A 19,510-nucleotide genomic window follows, 5' to 3' on the forward strand; every position below is an offset into this window, starting at 1 on the left:
AAGCTTTGTAGCGAATTCCGTCCGCATCGAGTTGTAAACTCGATCGGCGTCTAAACTTACCTTATAACGCGGTCTTGCTCCATAGCATTACTTCGATAATAAGTTTAGACAATACTTGATTGGGGCCCAGAAAACCTAAGCAAATCCTAACTTTACGTTGAGTTTCGTATCTAGTTTTAAGGGAATAATATTCCTACTGTGGCGATCGTGGCGAAGGGGTTAACGCACCGGTTTGTGGATCCGGCATTCGTGGGTTCAAGTCCCATCGGTCGCCCTTTTCCCTTCATAATGGGGATTAGCCAAGCGGTAAGGCAACGGACTTTGACTCCGTCATGCCTAGGTTCAAATCCTAGATCCCCAGTATACTTTCTTAAGCGGTCGTGGTGGAACGGCAGACACACCATCTTGAGGGGGTGGCGCTCACAAGGCGTGAGGGTTCAAATCCCTCCGACCGCATCCCAGCTTTACAAGCCTGAAACCCTTGATGTATAAGGGTTTTTTCTTTTTTATAACAGATAAAAAGAATGCTGTAGTACATCTTCATACCAGCCTTGTTCGTACGCAAGAAACGGGCATAGCGTGTATAGTTAATATCGAACTAGAGGGTGCTCTTTAAAAGAGTATCCTTTTTTTGCGTACAGGTTTCGTTTACTGTTTCCATCTGCTTATCTTTGAGCGGGTAGTAGTCATTACTATTTATAGGAGAAGTCAGCACATACACAAGCCGTAGTAAACTATAGGGAATATGAATGTATATAATTCAACAAAAGAGGAGGGGGAACCTATTCTTGACTCGACAGAGATCATTTCAAAAAAAGTAGGATCAACTCGTCCTAAAATTTCAGTTATCGTAACTGTATACAATACGGGGGAATTCCTTAGTAAGTGTTTGCAATCCATAGTTAACCAAACAATATGGAATGTCATGGAGTTAGTTATTATCAACGATGGTTCAACAGACCATTCCTCCGCAATTATTAAAGAGTTCGTGAAAAAACAACCTGAACGTATTATAAGTATACATTTTGCTGAAAACCAAGGTGTAGGTAACTCTAGGAATGTAGGGATTGCTCAGTCTAGAGGTGACTATATCGGTTTCGTTGATTCAGATGATTGGATTGCTAACAATATGTTTGAGGTATTGTATACGAAGGCTTTAGATGGGCATGACATGGTGATTTGTGATTATTTTAGTAGGTATGAAGATGAAGATCTGACGATTCCAGAGAAGGGATACGCACAAGACATCTTTACGCAAAAACAGGCAATTCTTTATGCTCAAGTGGTTCCTTGGAATAAGCTCTACAAAAAGGAATTACTACAAAAAATTCAGTATTTGAATATTTGGTATGAGGATGTTGCATCAACTCCAATTTTGATCAGTCTAGCGAATAAACCAGCTTATTTGAATATTCCTTTATATTATTATAAAAGGTCTAGACCAGGTTCTATCGCAAATAGCAGCGGACCTAAAGTGTTAGATATTTTACGAGCATGGGACCGTTTAATCGGACACGCACACTTGAATAATGGTTTTAAAGAGGAAATTCTCTTTTTTGTAAGCAAATGCATTAATTATTATATTGATTTCAAACCAGAGTACGCTGATCATTTCTGGGAATATGCTAGGAAGCATCGAGAACTATTAAGCGGTGGAGAGTACAATCGTAAAGCAGTTGAAACTAAAGAAATTCGTGACTTATTTGGTTTATTTAATAAGAGTACGCCAATGCATGCAACAAAAAATGCAACAAAGTATGCAACTCCCAAAAAACGATCCTTGAGAATTATACAAGTTATTTCACCAGTCTGTAGCCCTGTATCCGCTGTTGACACAGCTGGCACAGAGAAAATTGTTTATGAAATCACACAAGAATTGGTAAAACGCGGACATAAGGTTATTTTATATGCTCCTAAGGGAAGTAAAGTTTCAGCTAAGTTAGTACCCTTCCCCAAATATTTCGAAGATCGACACCTACCCGCATTTATCCGTAAAACAAGACCTTCGAAAGTAGATCTGATTCATGATCACACTTTTACATCCATTGTCAGATTAAGAAAAATGGGAATTCCCGTTTTACCCACTCATCATTTACCTACGAATAAAGAATTTCATGACTCCGTTTATGTCAGTAGAGCTGCTCGGAGAAATGCCGGCGCCAATGGCCAAGTCGTTCATAACGGAATTAATCCGGATGAATACGAGTACAGTGAAGGAAAAGATGACTATTTATTGTTTATCGGGAGGATACTCCCCGACAAAGGCGTCATTCATGCAATTGAAGTCGCTGAACGCAATAACCAAAAGCTAATTATAGCTGGACCCATTAAAGATGAAGAATATTTCCGAAATATTTTAGTGCCTCGAATTGATAAGAATGAAAACATTCACTATATTGGCGCTGTTGCAGGTAAACAAAAGCAGGACCTACTTAAGAGAGCTCGTTGTGTCCTCTTTCCGTCAATTTGGAAGGAGCCTTTTGGACTTGTTTTGATTGAGGCTATGATTTCAGGCACTCCCGTATTAGCCTTGAACAATGGTGCCGCCATAGAGGTACTCGAAGGTTTTCCACAGTTAGTATGTAATAGCATAGATGAACTTGCGCACAAAGCATTAAAAGAGTCATTTCCGCCACCACATGTCCTAAGAGAATATGTGCTTAACAAGTTCACGACTTCTACAATGGTGGACCAATATATCACGTTGTATGAACAAAAAATTAATGAGTTGAAGAGAAGACGGGGAACGTTAAAACGGATCAGAAGAAGAAAAAAAATTAAACTGATCAGAAGAAAAAAAATAAAACTGGTAAGAAGAAGAAAAAATTTAAAAATGATAAGAAGAAAAAGGCCCATTTTAAAGAAAAAGATAACGGCTAAAAGAAGTGTAACAAAGCGAATAAGAACAATTAGAAGAAGTGTCAAAAAGCGAAAAATTACAAGAAGAAGTAGGGGAACAAAGCAAAAAAGAGCATAATAGGACGATTACACTTGAAACAAAATATATCATCAAATTAGAAACCCTGAGCAATCAGGGATTTTTTCTATGGTCGAAATCATTACCGGAGCAGTAGCATGTTATTGTCACTATGGGGATTGGGATGGTAAGCTTAAAGGACTATGTGATTGTTTAATTCTATGATTTGTAAACGTTTTCAGTTCGTTGCGGCGGTTGCACAAACCAGGTTATGAATATCTGAAAGGAGGAGATCCGCATGACGTTAAGCCAATTGATGGATCAGCAAAAGAAGTACTATCTCTCCGGTTCAACACGAGGAATCGCTTTCCGGCTTACACAGCTCAAAAAGCTGAAACAAGCGATTGTCGATCGGGAATCGGAGATTATTCAGGCGCTGCGCACCGATTTGAATAAGGGAGAGAAGGAAGCGTACGCTTTTGAAATAGGCATAGTCTATCAAGAAATCGCTCATGTCATCAAGCATCTGAAACGTTGGATGAAGCCGAAGAAAGTGAAATCACCGATGACGCATTCAGGGAGTCGCAGCTACATAATCCCTGAGCCGCTGGGGGCGGCGCTTATCATTGCTCCATGGAATTATCCGTTTATGCTTGCCTTTGATCCGCTAGTAGGGGCAATTGCAGCTGGCAATACGGTTGTGTTGAAGCCGTCAGAGCTAGCGCCAGCGGTATCAGCTGTGATGACCTCGATTGTACGTGCTACTTTCGAACCGCAATATATTGCGGTTGTGGAAGGCGGCGTGGAAGAAAGTCGTACGCTCCTGGAGCAGCCGTTTGACAAAATCTTTTTTACAGGCAGCGTAGCCGTTGGGAAAATAGTGATGGAGGCAGCAGTGAAGCGGCTCACACGAGTCACGTTAGAGCTCGGCGGGAAGAGCCCCTGCATTGTACATCACGACGCGCATTTGAAACTAGCGGCGCAGCGTATCGCTTTCGGGAAATTCTCAAATGCGGGACAGACCTGCGTGGCTCCAGACTATTTGCTTGTTCATCGGAACGTGAAAGATAAACTGCTGTCCTATCTTCAAGAAGCAATTACTTCGTTTTATGGCGACAAGCCGCTGAAAAGCCCTGATTACGGCAAAATCATTTCTCGTCGTCATTACGAGCGGTTGCGTCACTTTTTGAATGACGGAAAGGTCGCGATCGGTGGGCAAGCTGACGATCAGACGCTGCAAATCGAACCGACGGTGCTTGAAGAAATTACATGGGATATGCCAGTCATGCAAGAGGAGATTTTCGGCCCTATTCTTCCTGTCCTGACCTATGACAGCCTAGACGAAGTCGTAGGTTTAATCCAAGCTAGGCCGAAGCCGCTGGCACTGTATGTATTTTCGGAGGATAAAAAGGTGCAGGATGCCATGCTTGAGCGAATTTCATTCGGCGGTGGTTGTGTCAATGATACACTGATGCATTTTGGTTCTACGCATTTACCTGTCGGTGGAGTCGGCGAGAGCGGAATGGGCAGCTATCATGGCGAGATGAGTTTTCAAATATTCTCACATATGAAAAGTATATTAAAGCAGACGACGAGGTTCGATATCCCTTTTCGATATCCATCTAGCCAAATCGGGTTGAAAATCATTCGCAGGCTGACTAAGCCTTAAATACGGCTCACTAGGAAGAGGTTAGTCTCATGTTAGGATCCTACGAGTACTATAAGCAGATTTTCAAGGATGTACCGAAGCCATTCGCATTCGTAGATTTGGATCTACTGGATGCTAACATCAAGGCCATTGCACAGGAAGCCGGGGGGAAGAAGATTCGGGTGGCGAGTAAGTCCATTCGCTGTTCGGATGTGCTTCGCCGTATTTTGGCAACTGATCCTGTGTACCAGGGAGTTATGTGTTATACGGCGGATGAAGCTGTTTTTTTAGCGCGACAAGGGTTCGATGATCTGTTACTGGGCTATCCGCAGTGGCACGCTGAGGCGCTTAATGATGTGATTTCTCTAATAGGCGAAGGTAAGACGATTACGTTCATGGTCGACTGCATCGAGCATGTTGAACACATAGAGCGGCTGGCGAAGGCTAGACAGGTTATTGTGCCAGTTTGTATCGACATCGATATGTCGACGGATTTTCCAGGGCTGCACTTTGGGGTATGGCGGTCTCCGCTGAGTCGATGGGAGCAGGTTCGACCAGTGGCTGAGAGGATCGTCGGAGCGAGTTGGCTGCGGCTTGATGGCATTATGGGCTATGAGGCGCAGATTGCTGGTGTTGGCGATAATGTGCCAGGGCAAACAGTGAAAAATGCACTAATCCGTAGGCTGAAGAAATCCTCCATCCGCAAAGCCGCACTGTGGAGAGAGGAAGTGGCGCGTGAGCTTGAAGCGATGGGAGCTAAGCTTCGTTTCGTCAATGCGGGAGGTACGGGCAGCATGGACAGTTCGCGAGCTGAGGCATCGGTGACAGAGATCACTGCAGGCTCTGGGTTCTACTCCCCTGGGTTATTCGACAATTACAAGTCATTTCACTATAAGCCTGCTGCCGGGTATGCAGTAGAGGTGGTGCGTCGTCCACAGCCGAATATCGTGACTTGTATGGGCGGTGGTTATACGGCCTCGGGACCGACAGGTATAGACAAACGGCCGAAGCCGTATTTGCCGGAGGGGCTGGAGCTATTTCCCTTGGAAGGCGCTGGAGAAGTACAAACGCCGCTGCGCGTGCGGGGTGAAGTCCAGTTGGAGCTGGGGGATCCCGTATTTTTCCGACATGCGAAAGCAGGAGAGCTATGTGAGCGATTTCTTTCGCTATATGCCGTTTCGCAGGGCAGTATTGTATCTGCATATCCAACGTATCGCGGTATGGGGGCGTGTTTTCTATGATGAACAAATCAGGGATATGGACCAATTGGTCGGGTATCGTGCAGGCAACACCGCAGTCTGTTCTGTATCCAGACTCCATAGAAGCGGTGGTCGATGCGGTACTGCTTTGCAGACGACAAGGGCGCAGGCTGCGTGTTGTTGGCACGGGGCATTCTTTTACACCGATTGCGGCATCGGATGATGTGCTTATCACGCTAGATCGCATGCAGGGTCTAATTGAGGTAGACGCTGAGGAGCGGACCGCAACGGTATGGGCGGGGACGAAGCTCAAATTGCTTGGGGAACTGTTGTTCGCTCAAGGGCTGGCACAGGAAAATCTCGGCGACATCGATGTACAGTCCATAGCTGGTGCAATCAGCACGGGGACGCATGGCACTGGTCAGCAGTTCGGCAATATCGCTACGCAAGTGGTTGGACTGACGATAGTGACTGGCGCAGGGGAAGTAATCACATGTACACCTGTGTCCCACCCTGATATGTTTAAAGCGATGCAAATATCCCTTGGCGCGTTAGGTATTATTGTGCAAGTAAAGATACGGCTCCAATCCACTTTCAAAATGATGTACGAAAGCAAGCGTATGCCGCTGAAACAATGCTTGCAAGAGTTACCCGATATGGCGAGTGGACATCGGCATTTTGAATTTTATTGGTTTCCTTATGCGGATCCGTGTCAGTTGAAAATCATGAATCCGACGGATCACGCGGTGACGAGCCGCAAGGTACGTGATTACATCGGGGATGTCCTGCTCGAAAATACTGTTTTCGGTCTGTTGTCTGAACTATGCCGTAAAATCCCGAAACTCAGTCGGACGGTGAGTCGGATATCCGCATCGCAGGTGCCTGTGGGCAGCAAAGTAGATTACAGTCATCGACTGTTCGCAACGCAAAGACTCGTTCGATTTAACGAGATGGAATACAATCTACCAGCAGAAGCCCTGCCCACCGTTATTGAAGAAATGCGCGAGAAGATGACGAAGGACAAATACAACGTTCATTTTCCGATAGAGTGTCGCTTTGCTAAGGGGGACGATATCTGGTTAAGCCCTGCGTTCGGTAGGGATTCTTCGTACATTGCGATTCATATGTACAAAGGGATGCCGCATGAGGCGTATTTTGCTGCGATGGAGGAAATTTTCCTGAAACACGGCGGCCGGCCGCATTGGGGCAAAATGCATTCTCTTAACGCAGATAAGCTAAATGATAGGTATCCGATGTGGCAGCCATTTTGCCATATGCGAGAGGAGTTGGATCCGGACGGCATTATGCTGAATGGTTATCTGGAAAAGATTTTCGGAGTAACTGGGTAACCTTGATAAGTAATGAGGAGGTGTCTGGATGATGGAGCCAAGTGCAGGTACAGGTACAGGTACGAGTGCAGGTACGAGTGCAAGTGCAAGTGCAAGTGCAAGTGCAAGTACAAGTGCAAGTACAAGTACAAGTACAAGTACAAGTACAACTCGCTCTCGCTGGTCGGTCGTCACCGCGTACGCCTTATTGGCGGCAGTGACTCAGCTGCTTTGGGTCACATTTACGCCGATTACGACGGCGGCTTCCAGTGAGTGGCATGTTTCTGTCGATGCCGTAGGCTGGTTATCACTCGTTTTTCCTCTTGTCTATGTATTGCTTTCTATTCCTTTTGGCATGGCTGCGGATCGTTGGTTTCGTGGTTCGCTGCTCATTGGGGCTGCGTTGACTGCGATTGGAGCGCTTATTCGCATACTGTCTGGCTACGAATATGCGCTCATCGGACAGATTGTGATCTCCATAGGTCAACCTCTCGTACTCAATGCCGTGAACAAATTAGCCGTGCTCTATGTGCGTCCAGAACAACGAGCCCATGCGATTGCGGCTGGTACGGCCAGTTTGTTCGTCGGTATCCTTATCTCCACCGTCACCGTTCCTTTTCTACTGACATGGCAGGGCATGTCAGCTGTCCTGTGGACACAAGGCGCCATTAGCGTCGTTGCCGCCGTGGCTATGCTTTTGGCGCTAAGACGAGCGCCAGTGTATGCGGTCGATACGGCTGCTGAAACGAGCAGCACGTTCGGGTTCAGTGCGATTGCGACCCTATGGTCGCAGCGTTGGGTAAGGCTGTTCAGCCTGCTGCTGTTCGCAGGCTTCGGTATTTTCATTACGCTGGCGACATGGCTGGAAGTGTTGGCCAGTGCGATCGGTTACAATGCCCAGCAAGTTGGCATTGGTATCGGTGTTATGACAGCAGCAGGTATTGTCGGCGCTGCAATTGTTCCACGATGGGCGCTGCACGGTCAGCGCGCGCGAGTGGTTGTACGCTTTTCACTCGTGGCGAGCGTGTTACTTCTGATCGGTCTTGCATTCGGTATGCCACAATGGCTGTTCATCAGCTTGCTGGCGGTATGTGGTTTTCTTCTCCTTGCGGATTTGCCTGTGATGCTCTCGCTGGCAGAGGCCAAATCCGATCCGCAATCCGTCGGCGCCGTCACAGGCTTGTTGCTGCTATTTGGCAACTTAGGGGGGATTGTGCTTTCCTTAATTGTCCAACTCTTGTTAGGGAATAGGATGGTAGCGATCGGCGTTTTAGCTGTTGTGGCCATTCTCATATTGCCAGCAGTTAAGCGGTTGCAGGCGGCACCTGCGAGGATCCACAGTGAAAGAAACGAACAGATGTAAGATAATCTTCAAATGGGATCTGAGGGCGGAAAACGCGAACAAATGACTGGGCAGGGAACATTCCTTGCCTTCTCTTTGTAGAAGATGTGTGTAACTATACTGTAACGCAGGAAAAGGTATAGTGCCCTTATAAATAAAAATAATAGAAAAGCTATTTACTGGGGGGCCTATGGATATCATACATCGGGATGCTGACTTCACGAATGCGATGTTGTTTGGAACTTACATCATGGTGTTAATGGATGGGAAAATGATTGGCGGCGGGCTTGTCGCGGAGTTTGATGAAACTGAGGTCAAGATAGGGCAGGGGCGTTATGTGCGCAGCAGTTCAACCTTTGTAGTAGCTCCGCCTCCGCAATGTTCGACGGGTATGTGATGATAGTTACATCTACTTGAAGAGTCTAGGGGATGATTTGAATATGTTTTGTCGGATGTAACTTCCACTTTAAAAACAGATATTAATTCGAAGAAAAAGAATGCTCCTTTGTATCTTTCGCTGCTGTATTCACCATATGGACTTCTTCTAAGCCCATTAACTCACAAAAAAAGAGAGGGTCCCCCGCCACCAACATGGCTTTAGGGACGCCCTCTTTTTGCGTTGCCAACCTATTTACTTGCAGCAACGGTCTCTATTTCTTTAACACTTTGATAAATGATGTTGAACAACTCTTCCAAATTGCCTTCTTCGATGCAAGAGAATGCGACACGAAGATCAGTCTCGCCAAGCGCGATTGTGCCTACACCATGCTGATTTAATAAATGTATGCGCAATGCTTCAGCGTCAACGGTTTTGAGCTTCAAGCACATGAAATAGCCGGAGTTGAACGGGTAGTAGCCCCATGCATCGTCGAACTTACCGCTGTCCAAAATGGATTTCGTGCGGTTCGCGCGGCCTTTCATGATTTCGTATTTCTCTTGCTTCTGAGCATTGAATTCTGGTGAGTTCAACGCGTGAAGCACGAACGTTTGGGACGGATGCGGACCACTGGAAATTGTCGCACGGATAATCCCCATTGTTTTTTGTTCGAGAGCACTAAGTAGTGCATCACTTTGACCCGCATACGTAATGAAGCCTACACGGAAGCCCCAAACGTATTCTTCTTTGGTTGCTCCGTCAATTTTGACAGCAAGCACACGCGGATGCAGGTCAGCCAATTGACCGAACAAAGATTCATGCAAGGAATTTTCAAAGAAAAGCCCGAAATAAGCATCGTCAGTTAGAACAACTACGTTAATCCCAGCTTCAGCAGCTTCTTTGATCGCGGCCGTAATGGCATTGCCATCCTCGATATCAGGTGTGTAACCCGTTGGATTGTTCGGGAAATTCAGTACGACGATCGCTTTGCCTTTGGACTTCTGAGCGAGAAGTGCGTCACGTAATCCTTCGGAATTAAATCTCTCTTGTTCGTTATAGAGCGGATAGTTCACGATTTGAGCACCGCGGCGAATCTCGAAAGTAAGCTCGTAATTTTCCCAATTTTTATCAGGAATAATTACGGCATCACCTATGTCTGCAAAAAGATCAGCAGCGATACTTAGTCCATGCGTCAAGGCATTCGTTACAATCGGATTACCGATAAGCTTGTTGCCAATGCCCGGGTTTTCTTCGAGCATTTTTTTGCGCCAAGCTGTACGTAGCTCAGGCTTACCAGCCGGTGGAGCGTATTCATATATATCTTTAGGATTGTAAGTGGAGAGTGTATCTTGAATGACCTTCAGATGCATTGGTTGACCATTTTCGATTGCAATACCGATGGTAGCATTGAATTTCTTGGCTTTGGCCTTCGCTTCAGCCGATTGGCTGAGAATGCCTTCTTTCGGGAAGTAAATCGATTTACCTAATGCGGAAAGCATGTCATGTACGTGAGAATTTTCACGTTGCAGGGTCTCGTTTAGCTGACTTGCCAAAGGATTCATAAGATTGGGTCATTCCTTCCAATGAGCGATTCATTTTTTCCCAGTTATTATATCACTTTCACACCTGCACGTCACTTCGTTAAACAAATTTTATACGAATTAATATGAAAAGAAGCAAGTGCCATGGATGAACGCTTTCCAGTCACTTGCCCATATGTTTATTTGCTTAAAAAGCTTTCTAGTCGCTGCTTGACCTGCGGCCATTCGTTGTCAAGGATACTGAACATAACCGTATCTCGAACATAACCGTCGTGAAGCACACGATGTTGACGAAGAATACCTTCTTTCTGGCCTCCTATACGGGCAATGGCTGCTTGGGAGCGTTCGTTGCGAAGGTCTGTTTTGAGCTGAACACGAAGCAGATTCAGAGATTCAAAGCAATATCGAAGCAATAAATACTTACTTTCTGTATTCACACGAGTTCTCCAAACACTTGAATTGTACCAGGTGTGCCCAATCTCCAAATTCCGATGAGGAATGGAAATATCGAAGAGTCGTGTACTGCCGACGATGGTATCGGTAGCTCTATCGTAGACGCTGAAAGGGATTCCTTGTCCCGCTTCCTGCTCGTTAAGTGCTTGGTAGACATACTTGTGAACTTCAGCCGGATTAAGTAAGGGTGTCATAAATGAGTAAATGGCAGGGTCGTTTGCAGCCTCGATCAGTCCAGGAATATGTGACTCATGCAAAGGAAGCAAGGTGACGCGAGTTCCTTCTAGGGTTGGCGGCAGTAGATTCATAGTTTGATTTCTCCTTACTCGTGAATGATTTTAATGTGATTGTTGTAAGCATACTGTATGATTGGATTCATAATAAGTACCAATATGACTCAATTTATATGTACCATTTTAAAAAGAAGAGAAGTGGTTGTATGGCATTTTATTTGCCGTTTCACACGTACTGTACACAATATCCTAGTAAATACGCCGCCTTGTATCATGCGCTTCGCGATGAAATCATTGGAAATAAGTTGAAGCAGCATACGAAATTGCCCTCTAGCCGGGATTTGGCTGATCAACTGGGTATTTCTCGGGGGACGGTAAATCAAGTGTACGACATGCTGATCGCAGAAGGATATTTGCAGGCAGATGTTGGAAGAGGCACTTTCGTCGTTTATGCGGACGGTCATGTGATGTATGAGCCCAAGGTGGGGAAGAATATAGAACTGTCAGCTTGGGCTGTCCGAGTGAGCCAGGGTGTGGATGCTGGGGGGCAGCAGGTAGAAGGTGTGACTGATGGCATCAAAGAGCAGGGAGACGTGCGAGAGGGTAAGGCAGATGGCATCAAAGAGCAAGGAAAAGTGCGAGAGGGTAAGTCAGATGGTGGTAAAGAGAAGAGAAAAGAGCGAGAACTAGTAGGTAAGCCAGCTGGAAGAGAGATTGCGTTCGTGGTGGCGCGTCCGCAGATGGAGCAGTTCCCGCGGGAGCAATGGAACCGTGGGATGTACGAGCAAGTGCGGCGGATGACGGAGTCGCCGCAAGAGGACGCTCACATCGCTGAGGGGCACTACGCGCTTCGCGAAGCGATCGCGGTGCACCTGAGGCGGATGCGAGGCATCGATGCGCTCCCGGAGCGCATCGTGATCGTCAATGGGTCGATGCAGGCGATAGCCCTGCTGACCCAACTGCTCGTAAACCCGGGCGATCCCGTGGTGCTGGAGCGCCCCGGGTATCAAGGCGCCAGCCGCGCTGTGCTGGCGGCTGGCGGAGTGCCCGTCCACGCGCCGGTGGACGAGCAAGGGCTTATCCCGCAGCCGTGGAACGCGCGGGTGCTGTTCGTGACGCCCAGCCGCCAATTCCCTACGGGGGCGGTGCTGGGCATGGAGCGCCGCCAGCTCCTGCTGCGCTGGGCGGCGGAGCAAGGCGCTGTCATCGTCGAAGACGATTATGACAGCGAGTTCAGGCACCGCGGGCGGCCGATTGAGCCGCTCAAGGTGCTGGACCAAGAGGGCCGAGTGGTCTACATCGGCACCTTTTCCAAAACGATGCTGCAGGACCTGCGCATCGGGTATGTCGTGCTGCCGGAGGCGCTGCACGATGCTTTTATAGCCGCGAAGCGGCTATACGAGCCGCACCCAACGGGGCTGCTCGAACAGCGCTCGCTCGCCGCCTTCATGGCGAGCGGCGGCTACGAGCGACACCTGCGCCGCATGCGGCGGGTGTACGCGAGCAAGTTCTTGCTCCTGCAGGCGCTGCTGCAGGAGCAGCTGTCCACCCTCTTCGAGTGGGTGGACAGCGATAGCGGGCTGCATCTATTCGGGTGGTGGCGCGGTGACCTGCGCACCTATACCGCGTATGCAGCCGCATGTCGGGCAGCCGGCGTGACCTGGACGGACGCCGGCAACTACGCGCTCCCAGTAGGCAGAGCGGGAGTCTGCTTCGGTTTCGCCCATCTAACAGAGGCTGAGATCAAGCAAGGCATCACCCTGCTTCGCTCAATCTCTATAGGCTTTACCTGAATGTTTTCGTTCAATCACTATAGGCAATTCCAGAATCTTTTCACTCAATCTCTATAGCCCGTTCCAAGCTTTTCGCTCAATCTATACCATACTTTTCCTAATCCCTGCTTGCCTACCATAAAAAGTCTCTATCACTGTGCAAGATAAGTCTTTTGGGCAATAACTTTGTTTGCCATAGGTTGTATGTTATCATCTAACATGTGTTCAATTAAATTACAAATCGTAGGAGTGATCCTTTCATGGCTGGATTAAATGGTGGGGGCACAAGTGTCATCGTGCGACTGGAAATACATAAAGAACTCGTAACCTTTGGTAGAATTGCAACGGCCATAGGTGATGCAGGCGGAGATATAGTGGCGATTGACGTCACAAGAGCTAGCAAAACGACGACTACACGTGATATTACAGTCAAAGTAAGTGATCCCGAGCATACGGAAACAATAACGAAAGCACTACAGGTTATTCCAGGTGTCCGCATCATTAACGTGTCAGATCAGACCTTCCTGCTTCATTTGGGTGGGAAAATTGAAGTCACCCCCAAAGTACCAATTAAAAACAGGGACGATTTGTCCCGCGTATATACACCTGGAGTTGCCAGGGTTTGTATGGCGATTCATGAAGACCCAAGCAAGGCACATTCGTTGACGATTAAAAGGAATACCGTTGCTGTCGTGTCAGATGGTACGGCTGTTCTAGGGCTTGGGAATATTGGGCCTGAAGCGGCAATGCCCGTGATGGAAGGGAAAGCGATGCTATTTAAACAAATGGCAGGCGTAGATGCGTTCCCGATTTGTTTGGATACCCAAGATACCGAAGAAATTATTCGTACCGTGAAGGCGATTGCGCCAGGGTTTGGCGGCATTAATTTGGAGGATATTTCTTCTCCGCGTTGTTTTGAAATCGAAGAACGCTTAATTAATGAGCTTGATATTCCTGTATTCCATGATGATCAGCACGGTACAGCGGTTGTCATTCTAGCTGGGCTGCTAAATGCGGTTAAGCTTGTCGGAAAGCAATTGGAGTCGTGTAAGGTAGTTATCACGGGGATCGGGGCTGCAGGTATTGCGTGTACCAAAATGCTGATCTCAGCAGGTGTCACCAATGTCATTGGTGTGGATCGTCAAGGGGCTATTGTGCGAGGAGATGAGTTCACGAACAAGGCTTGGGAGTGGTACGCAGAAAATACGAATCCTGGGCTAGAACGTGGTACTCTATCTGATGTCATCTCAGGTGCAGATATTTTCATCGGTCTGTCAGGACCAGGCGTGCTGAAGCAAGATGATGTGAAGCGTATGGCGACTGACCCGATTGTTTTCGCAATGGCGAATCCCACACCGGAAATTACGCCAGAGGAAGCAGAGCCTTACGTTCGTGTAATGGCGACAGGACGCTCTGATTATCCGAATCAAATTAACAATGTACTTTGTTTCCCTGGTATTTTCCGCGGTGTGCTTGATTGCCGAGCATCCAAGATCACGCAAGAGATGAAGCTTGCTGCAGCCAAAGCGATTGCTTCTGTCGTGAATGAGGACGAGCTGAACGAGTACTATATTATTCCCAGCGTGTTCAATCACGCGGTTGTCGAGAAAGTTAGAGAAGCCGTTATGGAAGCGGCGTTTGAATCAGGTGTTGCACGTCGTCGCAGCCAACGCGAAATCAACGAAGCACATCACGAGTAATTGAAAAAAGCAGTTCGGTACAACGCTGATCCAGCGTGCCGAACTGCTTTTTATATTTTAGGCTTGTTCTTCTGTCCATTCTTTCAACTTACGATCAGTAGGAAGCAAGAAAGTAAGTATGCCTAGAAGGGGGAGAAATGCACAGAGTTCCATAACTCGGCCTGTTCCGATGGCATCACAAAGGTTGCCTAACACGACACTCCCGATACCGCCAAGACCAAAGGCTAATCCCGTGATGAGGCCAGATACGGTCCCTACTTTGCCAGGAAAAAGCATTTGCGCATACACGACTGTAACAGAGAAGCTGGATAACAGAATAACTCCGATAATAACAAGCAACACGTACGCCCAACCGACGGACACATGCGGGAGTAATAAGGCAAATGGTGCCGATCCTAACATGGAAAAGAAAATGACATTCCGCTTACCGAAGCGATCCGCAATCGGTCCGCCAAAGAATGTACCAACGGCCCCAGCCGCTAGGAATAAGAAAATGAAATTTTGCGCTCGATCAATGGAGATACCGTATCTATCTTGAAGGAAGAAGGCAAAATAGCCGCTCATAGCCGCGCCATACCAAGAACGAACAAACACAAGGAATATTAATACACTGATCGCGAACATGACTTGCTTGCGCCGCTGCGGACTAACAACACGTTTTACGACGGTTTTGGCTTTCACTGGTGCATCTTGTAGGACAACCTTGTACCAACGTGCTATGTACAATTGCACAGCTATCGCGATAGCCGCGACACCCGTAAACCAGATCGATCCGAACAATCCGAGCGGAATGAAGATCCATTTGGTCATAATGGGAGCCAATGACTGACCAGCGTTGCCGCCGACTTGGAAGATCGATTGGGCGAGACCTTTACGATTACCAGCTGCCATATGTGATACGCGTGAACCTTCTGGATGGAAGGCGGCCGAGCCAAGTCCGACAAAACAAACAGACAAAAGGACTACCCAATACGAATGAGCAAATGCTAGCAGCAACATGCCGATCAAGGTCGAAGTCATCCCAATTGGCAGCATGTAGGGCGATGGCTTCCGGTCCGTATAGAGTCCAACGACAGGTTGCATGATGGATGCTGTAAAGTTAATTGCGAATTGCACCCAGCCGACTTGTGCGTAGCTGAGTCCCATTTCATCTTTCAGAATGGGGAAAATAGCAGGAATCACGGATTGAATGGAATCGTTGAGCAAATGCACAAGCCCAATTGCGAATAAAATCCGATATACAGTTGGTTTGATATCTCCCGTTCCTTGCAAGCTCTTCGAGCTATGATTAGGAGATGGTGTTGAAATGGATGCCATGGTTTTCTCCTCTCAGGTTCTGATTCCCGACTAGGCTAGGTGTCCAAGAAACACCCAAGGTCTTCGCCCATTTTCACTTTAGAGCCAAGCTTTAGATCAGGGCGTGCTTCGAACATCCCATCTTCAAATAACAGAACGACTGTGGAGCCGAACTCGAAATAGGCGAGCTCTTGACCGCGTTCCAGTGTTTTTGGAAGAGGGGTTACATATTGGATGGAGCTCACATTCAGTGCGCCGACTTTGACAACGGCTACTTCTCCAGTTGCATGTTGAATGAATGTAATTAATCGCTCGTTGCGGCTAAGTACACGTTTCATATGACGCAGTCCGAATTCATTAACGGGATACACTTTCCCAAGCACATGCTCTTTCTCCAGAATATCACCGGAAATCGGCGAATGAATACGGTGATAATCAGTTGGACTCAGATACAGTACGAAATAAAAACCATTATTGTAGTTGACTGTGCGCGGTGAGCGGTTTAGCAGCTCGTCGATCGTATAGTCTTGACCTTTGACATTGACGATCAAGCCTTCTTTGATATCGCCGATACCTGTAATCATGGCATCAACCGGACTTACAACACGTGTTGTGTCTTCGTGGATCGGGCGCAAGCCTGGCTTCAATCTGCGCGTGAAGAAATCATTCAGGGACTTATATTCCTTGATATGTTTCTCAGCGTCTTCAATGCGAATGCCATAGGTTTGGGCAAAACGAGGGATAAAGAGCCGGCTTATTTTGGAACGAGCAAGGGCACCTGTTAGTTGTGAGACCCATTTGCGTGAAGACAACTCGGTCAGTAATCGGAAAAAAGGCTTAGACATAGATCATAAACTCCTGTTCATTCGTTGGTTAGGAGGGACTTTGGCATCAGCACAAAGTTTCCTATTTAGCGGTACTTCGCTAATCTTGCCACAGATAGGTAAAAGAATCAATTGCCTATTGTTCAATTCCTTGGGACTAGCCGAGTGAGTTTCTGTATTTTCGACAGCAAATTCGTCAATGCTGTTGAAGAGGTGAATACGACAATGTCGATAATAATCGTTATTTTTGTTATTGTGATTCCGCTAGTCATGCTTGCTAGTGCTTGGTTACTACAATCCTTTAAACATGTATTCGCAGGGGCAGCGGTTCTGTGCGCGTATATATTTGGTGCAATCAGTTCTATGAACGTGTACCAGATCCTTCGGGATGATACGGTTTTCATGACGAACATCCATGTTGTTTTTACGAACAAGCTGTTTCTGTTCACAGGTGGTTATCTAGGCGCATATGGGATTTATATGTTAGTGCATTGTTTCTTGAAAGGAATTCGCAGCGAGTGAAGCGGCAATTCAACGATTTCGATGCATAGAGCGTCTAATCTATATAGTGACTGTGAAAGTAAAGGCTGGTGGTAAGATGAAACGAAATCACTCCCAAATTATGCGTAGAATTGGAACGGTTGGAGGGTTAATGCTCCTTATTACGGGTTGCGCGACACGTCATGAAGCTGGGCCAAGTGGAACTCCGATCCCGAGTGTACCGCCCGCAACGGTTTCACCAACAGTGGTACCAACCTCTACACCTATCCCGTCGACTGCTCCTACACCTTCGCCAACCCCAGTAGCATCGGTAGATTTTCCTAAGATGACACTGGATGAGAAGCTAGGTCAGATGATAATCGCGGGAATTGATGATTACAGTATGAATGAAGAAGCACGTAAATTGCTTGCAACCTATCATGTAGGTGGCATTATTCTGTATAAGCCGAATGTGAAAGATACGAATCAATTAGTGAGTTTAGTCAATGATTTGAAAAAGACGAATACGGTGAACAAGCTTCCACTCTGGCTTGGTGTTGATGAAGAGGGCGGCAGGGTAACGCGTTTGCCTGATGAAATTTCAAAAACACCAACAAGTCAGACGATTGGAAAATCAGGTAAAACCCAGTTGGCTCATAGTATCGGTCAGTTGCTGGGGAAAGAGTTGAATGCCTATGGGCTTAATATGGATTTTGCGCCTGATTTGGACATCAACAGCAACCCCAAGAACCCGGTTATTGGCGATCGCTCTTTTGGGGCGAATGCAACGCTAGTAAGCAGCTTTGGTATTCCGATGATGAATGGCTTACAAGAGATGAAGGTGGTTCCGGTTGTGAAGCATTTCCCAGGACATGGGGATACCTCTGTCGATTCACATATTGGCTTACCCGTTGTTCAAAATGACCTCGCTCGCTTGCGAAAGCTTGAGCTGATTCCATTTGCAGATGCCATTAAGCATCAGGCGGATGCGATTATGGTCGCTCATATTTTGCTGCCAAAAATAGATACGAAATATCCGGCTTCGATGTCGAAGACGATCATGACGGATCTTCTACGCAAGGAGCTTGGCTTCAAGGGGCTCATCATGACCGATGATATGACGATGGGCGCCATTGCGGAAAATTATGAAATGGGCGAAGCCGCCGTGAAGTCTGTGCTCGCGGGTTCCAATGTCGTGATGGTCGGGCACGATCCACAGAAAGCGATAGCCGTTATTCAAGCATTGCGTACCGCTGTTCAGGCGGGGCGGATTCCCTTGGATACGATTGACCAAAGTGTGCAACAGGTCTATAAGCTGAAAATAAAGTATAAGCTTCAGGATCTTCCGGTGAGTGCACCGGATCCGAAACAGCTGAATGCGGAAGTTCAGCGGGTGCTTGCACCGCTTAGTGCGAAGTAGGGGAGCGTAATGACGGTGCTGAGATGCGATATTCTCAGTCGGCCGCCGCACGGAGGGGGCGGGGGACACACAACAAACTAGCTACTTTATCCCCCTCTCCCATCAATACAGTCTCTCAACGTGCCACGTTCTGCTCATAACAAACTATCTACTTTATCCCCCTCTCCCATCATTACAGTCTCTCAACGCACCACATTCTGCTCATAACAAACTATCTACTTTATCCCCCTCTCCCACATCAACACAGTCTCTCAACGCACCACGTTCTGCTCATAACAAACTAGCTACTTCATCCCTCTCGCCACATCAACACAGTCTCTCAACGAACCACATTCTGCCATAACAAACTAGCTACTTTATCCTTCTCTCCCACATCAACACAGTCTCTCAACGCACCACGTTCTGCCACAACAAACTAGCTACTTTATCCCCCTCGCCTGAACTGCGTAAACAGATATACGAAGTAAGATCTTAGCGAGGCAGAGATGGGGCTGCATTGTGATGGAATTGAAATAACTGGAAAATATACAGCTATATTCAAAGATCTCGATCGATTATTTAATTTAAATGGAAAATATGTAGCTAAATTCTCGTTTTTCTCCTTATTGGGAGGATATGTCTGGAATTAGCTGTAGGTTTTCCAGTTATTCCTCGGATGGAGGTATTTTTGCCGAAAATAGATGTAGGTTTTCCAGTTAATTTCCATCAGCTCGAAGGAAGGCGCAGTCTTCGAAGCACGGGGGCGGTCTCATGCCCTCACAGCACGGCCCACCCCAAAAAACGTCCTCCCGAGTAAACTCGGAAGGACGTTTTTGTTGTTTCGCTCTACTGCTTTGCCCTCTACTGCTCCGCTCCCGCTCCAACTTCTAGCACGGTGGCGTGCCACCGTCTAAAATGAATTTGGCATAGGCTATAGGGTTGAAATAGGTGGATTTCCAACATTCTTCCATATTTGCCTCACGGAAACTGTAACGTTGGTCC

The 19,510-nt window shown here is 47.1% G+C and carries 14 protein-coding genes and 3 tRNA genes; 13 read left to right on the forward strand and 4 right to left on the reverse strand.

Annotated elements, in window-relative coordinates; translation table 11 throughout:
- Positions 1–201 precede the first annotated feature (201 nt).
- From GC096_RS03610 to GC096_RS03650, 9 genes are all read left to right on the forward strand, one after another.
- Positions 202–274, forward strand: a tRNA-His gene (locus GC096_RS03610).
- A gap of 15 nt (positions 275–289) precedes the next feature.
- A tRNA-Gln gene (locus GC096_RS03615) sits at positions 290–361 on the forward strand.
- A 13-nt stretch (positions 362–374) separates the two neighbouring features.
- Positions 375–456: transfer RNA gene (locus GC096_RS03620), tRNA-Leu, on the forward strand.
- 289 nt (positions 457–745) lie between these two features.
- Positions 746–2,977 (forward strand): glycosyltransferase, encoded by a 2,232-nt coding sequence (locus tag GC096_RS03625; RefSeq protein ID WP_171628940.1) that lies wholly within the window; start codon positions 746–748, stop codon positions 2,975–2,977.
- 238 nt (positions 2,978–3,215) lie between these two features.
- Positions 3,216–4,586: an aldehyde dehydrogenase gene (locus tag GC096_RS03630; RefSeq protein WP_171628941.1), complete on the forward strand. Its 1,371-nt coding sequence runs from the start codon at positions 3,216–3,218 to the stop codon at positions 4,584–4,586.
- 29 nt (positions 4,587–4,615) lie between these two features.
- Positions 4,616–5,806 carry an amino acid deaminase/aldolase gene (locus tag GC096_RS03635; RefSeq protein WP_171628942.1) on the forward strand — a complete coding sequence of 397 codons (1,191 nt, stop codon included), beginning with the start codon at positions 4,616–4,618 and terminating at the stop codon, positions 5,804–5,806.
- Positions 5,803–7,113, forward strand: coding sequence for a D-arabinono-1,4-lactone oxidase (locus tag GC096_RS03640; RefSeq protein ID WP_171628943.1), 1,311 nt, complete (start codon positions 5,803–5,805; stop codon positions 7,111–7,113). The genes GC096_RS03635 and GC096_RS03640 overlap by 4 nt, the downstream gene beginning before the upstream one ends.
- A gap of 28 nt (positions 7,114–7,141) precedes the next feature.
- On the forward strand, positions 7,142–8,455 hold the full coding sequence (locus GC096_RS03645) for an MFS transporter (protein ID WP_171628944.1): 1,314 nt from the start codon (positions 7,142–7,144) through the stop codon (positions 8,453–8,455).
- Positions 8,456–8,624: 169 nt separating this feature from the next.
- Complete coding sequence (locus GC096_RS03650) at positions 8,625–8,831, forward strand: hypothetical protein (RefSeq protein WP_171628945.1); 207 nt, start codon at positions 8,625–8,627, stop codon at positions 8,829–8,831.
- 230 nt (positions 8,832–9,061) lie between these two features.
- Here GC096_RS03650 and GC096_RS03655 read toward each other — a convergent pair whose 3' ends face one another.
- Entirely contained in the window at positions 9,062–10,372 is a 1,311-nt protein-coding gene (locus tag GC096_RS03655; protein ID WP_171628946.1) for an aminotransferase class I/II-fold pyridoxal phosphate-dependent enzyme, read from the reverse strand.
- Between the two features lie 158 nt (positions 10,373–10,530).
- Positions 10,531–11,112 carry a GNAT family N-acetyltransferase gene (locus GC096_RS03660; protein ID WP_171628947.1) on the reverse strand — a complete coding sequence of 194 codons (582 nt, stop codon included), beginning with the start codon at positions 11,110–11,112 and terminating at the stop codon, positions 10,531–10,533.
- Positions 11,113–11,243: 131 nt separating this feature from the next.
- On the opposite strand from GC096_RS03660, the gene GC096_RS03665 reads away from it, so the two are divergent.
- Both GC096_RS03665 and GC096_RS03670 read left to right on the forward strand, forming a co-directional pair.
- Positions 11,244–12,830 (forward strand): aminotransferase-like domain-containing protein, encoded by a 1,587-nt coding sequence (locus GC096_RS03665; protein WP_171628948.1) that lies wholly within the window; start codon positions 11,244–11,246, stop codon positions 12,828–12,830.
- A gap of 239 nt (positions 12,831–13,069) precedes the next feature.
- Positions 13,070–14,509, forward strand: coding sequence for an NAD-dependent malic enzyme (locus tag GC096_RS03670; RefSeq protein ID WP_171628949.1), 1,440 nt, complete (start codon positions 13,070–13,072; stop codon positions 14,507–14,509).
- Between the two features lie 57 nt (positions 14,510–14,566).
- Here GC096_RS03670 and GC096_RS03675 read toward each other — a convergent pair whose 3' ends face one another.
- Together GC096_RS03675 and asd are read right to left on the reverse strand one after the other, a co-directional pair.
- Entirely contained in the window at positions 14,567–15,826 is a 1,260-nt protein-coding gene (locus tag GC096_RS03675) for an MFS transporter (protein ID WP_171628950.1), read from the reverse strand.
- Between the two features lie 35 nt (positions 15,827–15,861).
- Positions 15,862–16,650: an archaetidylserine decarboxylase gene (asd, locus tag GC096_RS03680; protein ID WP_171628951.1), complete on the reverse strand. Its 789-nt coding sequence runs from the start codon at positions 16,648–16,650 to the stop codon at positions 15,862–15,864.
- A 204-nt stretch (positions 16,651–16,854) separates the two neighbouring features.
- On the opposite strand from asd, the gene GC096_RS03685 reads away from it, so the two are divergent.
- Positions 16,855–17,151, forward strand: a complete 297-nt coding sequence (locus GC096_RS03685; protein ID WP_171628952.1) for a transposase — start codon at positions 16,855–16,857, stop codon at positions 17,149–17,151.
- A 76-nt stretch (positions 17,152–17,227) separates the two neighbouring features.
- Entirely contained in the window at positions 17,228–18,529 is a 1,302-nt protein-coding gene (gene nagZ / locus GC096_RS03690) for a beta-N-acetylhexosaminidase (RefSeq protein ID WP_171628953.1), read from the forward strand.
- The last annotated feature ends 981 nt before the right edge of the window (positions 18,530–19,510 follow it).

The organism is Paenibacillus plantarum, from assembly GCF_013141695.1.
GTDB classification, from domain to species: Bacteria; Bacillota; Bacilli; order Paenibacillales; family NBRC-103111; genus Paenibacillus_E; species Paenibacillus_E plantarum.

Bases quoted from the DNA above. Each gene is read 5' to 3' on its own strand.
- GC096_RS03625 (WP_171628940.1), top strand. From the start codon at position 746: ATGAATGTATATAATTCAACAAAAGAGGAGGGGGAACCTATTCTTGAC.
- GC096_RS03630 (WP_171628941.1), top strand. From the start codon at position 3,216: ATGACGTTAAGCCAATTGATGGATCAGCAAAAGAAGTACTATCTCTCC.
- GC096_RS03635 (WP_171628942.1), top strand. From the start codon at position 4,616: ATGTTAGGATCCTACGAGTACTATAAGCAGATTTTCAAGGATGTACCG.
- GC096_RS03640 (WP_171628943.1), top strand. From the start codon at position 5,803: ATGATGAACAAATCAGGGATATGGACCAATTGGTCGGGTATCGTGCAG.
- GC096_RS03645 (WP_171628944.1), top strand. From the start codon at position 7,142: ATGATGGAGCCAAGTGCAGGTACAGGTACAGGTACGAGTGCAGGTACG.
- GC096_RS03650 (WP_171628945.1), top strand. From the start codon at position 8,625: ATGGATATCATACATCGGGATGCTGACTTCACGAATGCGATGTTGTTT.
- GC096_RS03655 (WP_171628946.1), bottom strand. From the start codon at position 10,372: ATGAATCCTTTGGCAAGTCAGCTAAACGAGACCCTGCAACGTGAAAAT.
- GC096_RS03660 (WP_171628947.1), bottom strand. From the start codon at position 11,112: ATGAATCTACTGCCGCCAACCCTAGAAGGAACTCGCGTCACCTTGCTT.
- GC096_RS03665 (WP_171628948.1), top strand. From the start codon at position 11,244: ATGGCATTTTATTTGCCGTTTCACACGTACTGTACACAATATCCTAGT.
- GC096_RS03670 (WP_171628949.1), top strand. From the start codon at position 13,070: ATGGCTGGATTAAATGGTGGGGGCACAAGTGTCATCGTGCGACTGGAA.
- GC096_RS03675 (WP_171628950.1), bottom strand. From the start codon at position 15,826: ATGGCATCCATTTCAACACCATCTCCTAATCATAGCTCGAAGAGCTTG.
- asd (WP_171628951.1), bottom strand. From the start codon at position 16,650: ATGTCTAAGCCTTTTTTCCGATTACTGACCGAGTTGTCTTCACGCAAA.
- GC096_RS03685 (WP_171628952.1), top strand. From the start codon at position 16,855: ATGTCGATAATAATCGTTATTTTTGTTATTGTGATTCCGCTAGTCATG.
- nagZ (WP_171628953.1), top strand. From the start codon at position 17,228: ATGAAACGAAATCACTCCCAAATTATGCGTAGAATTGGAACGGTTGGA.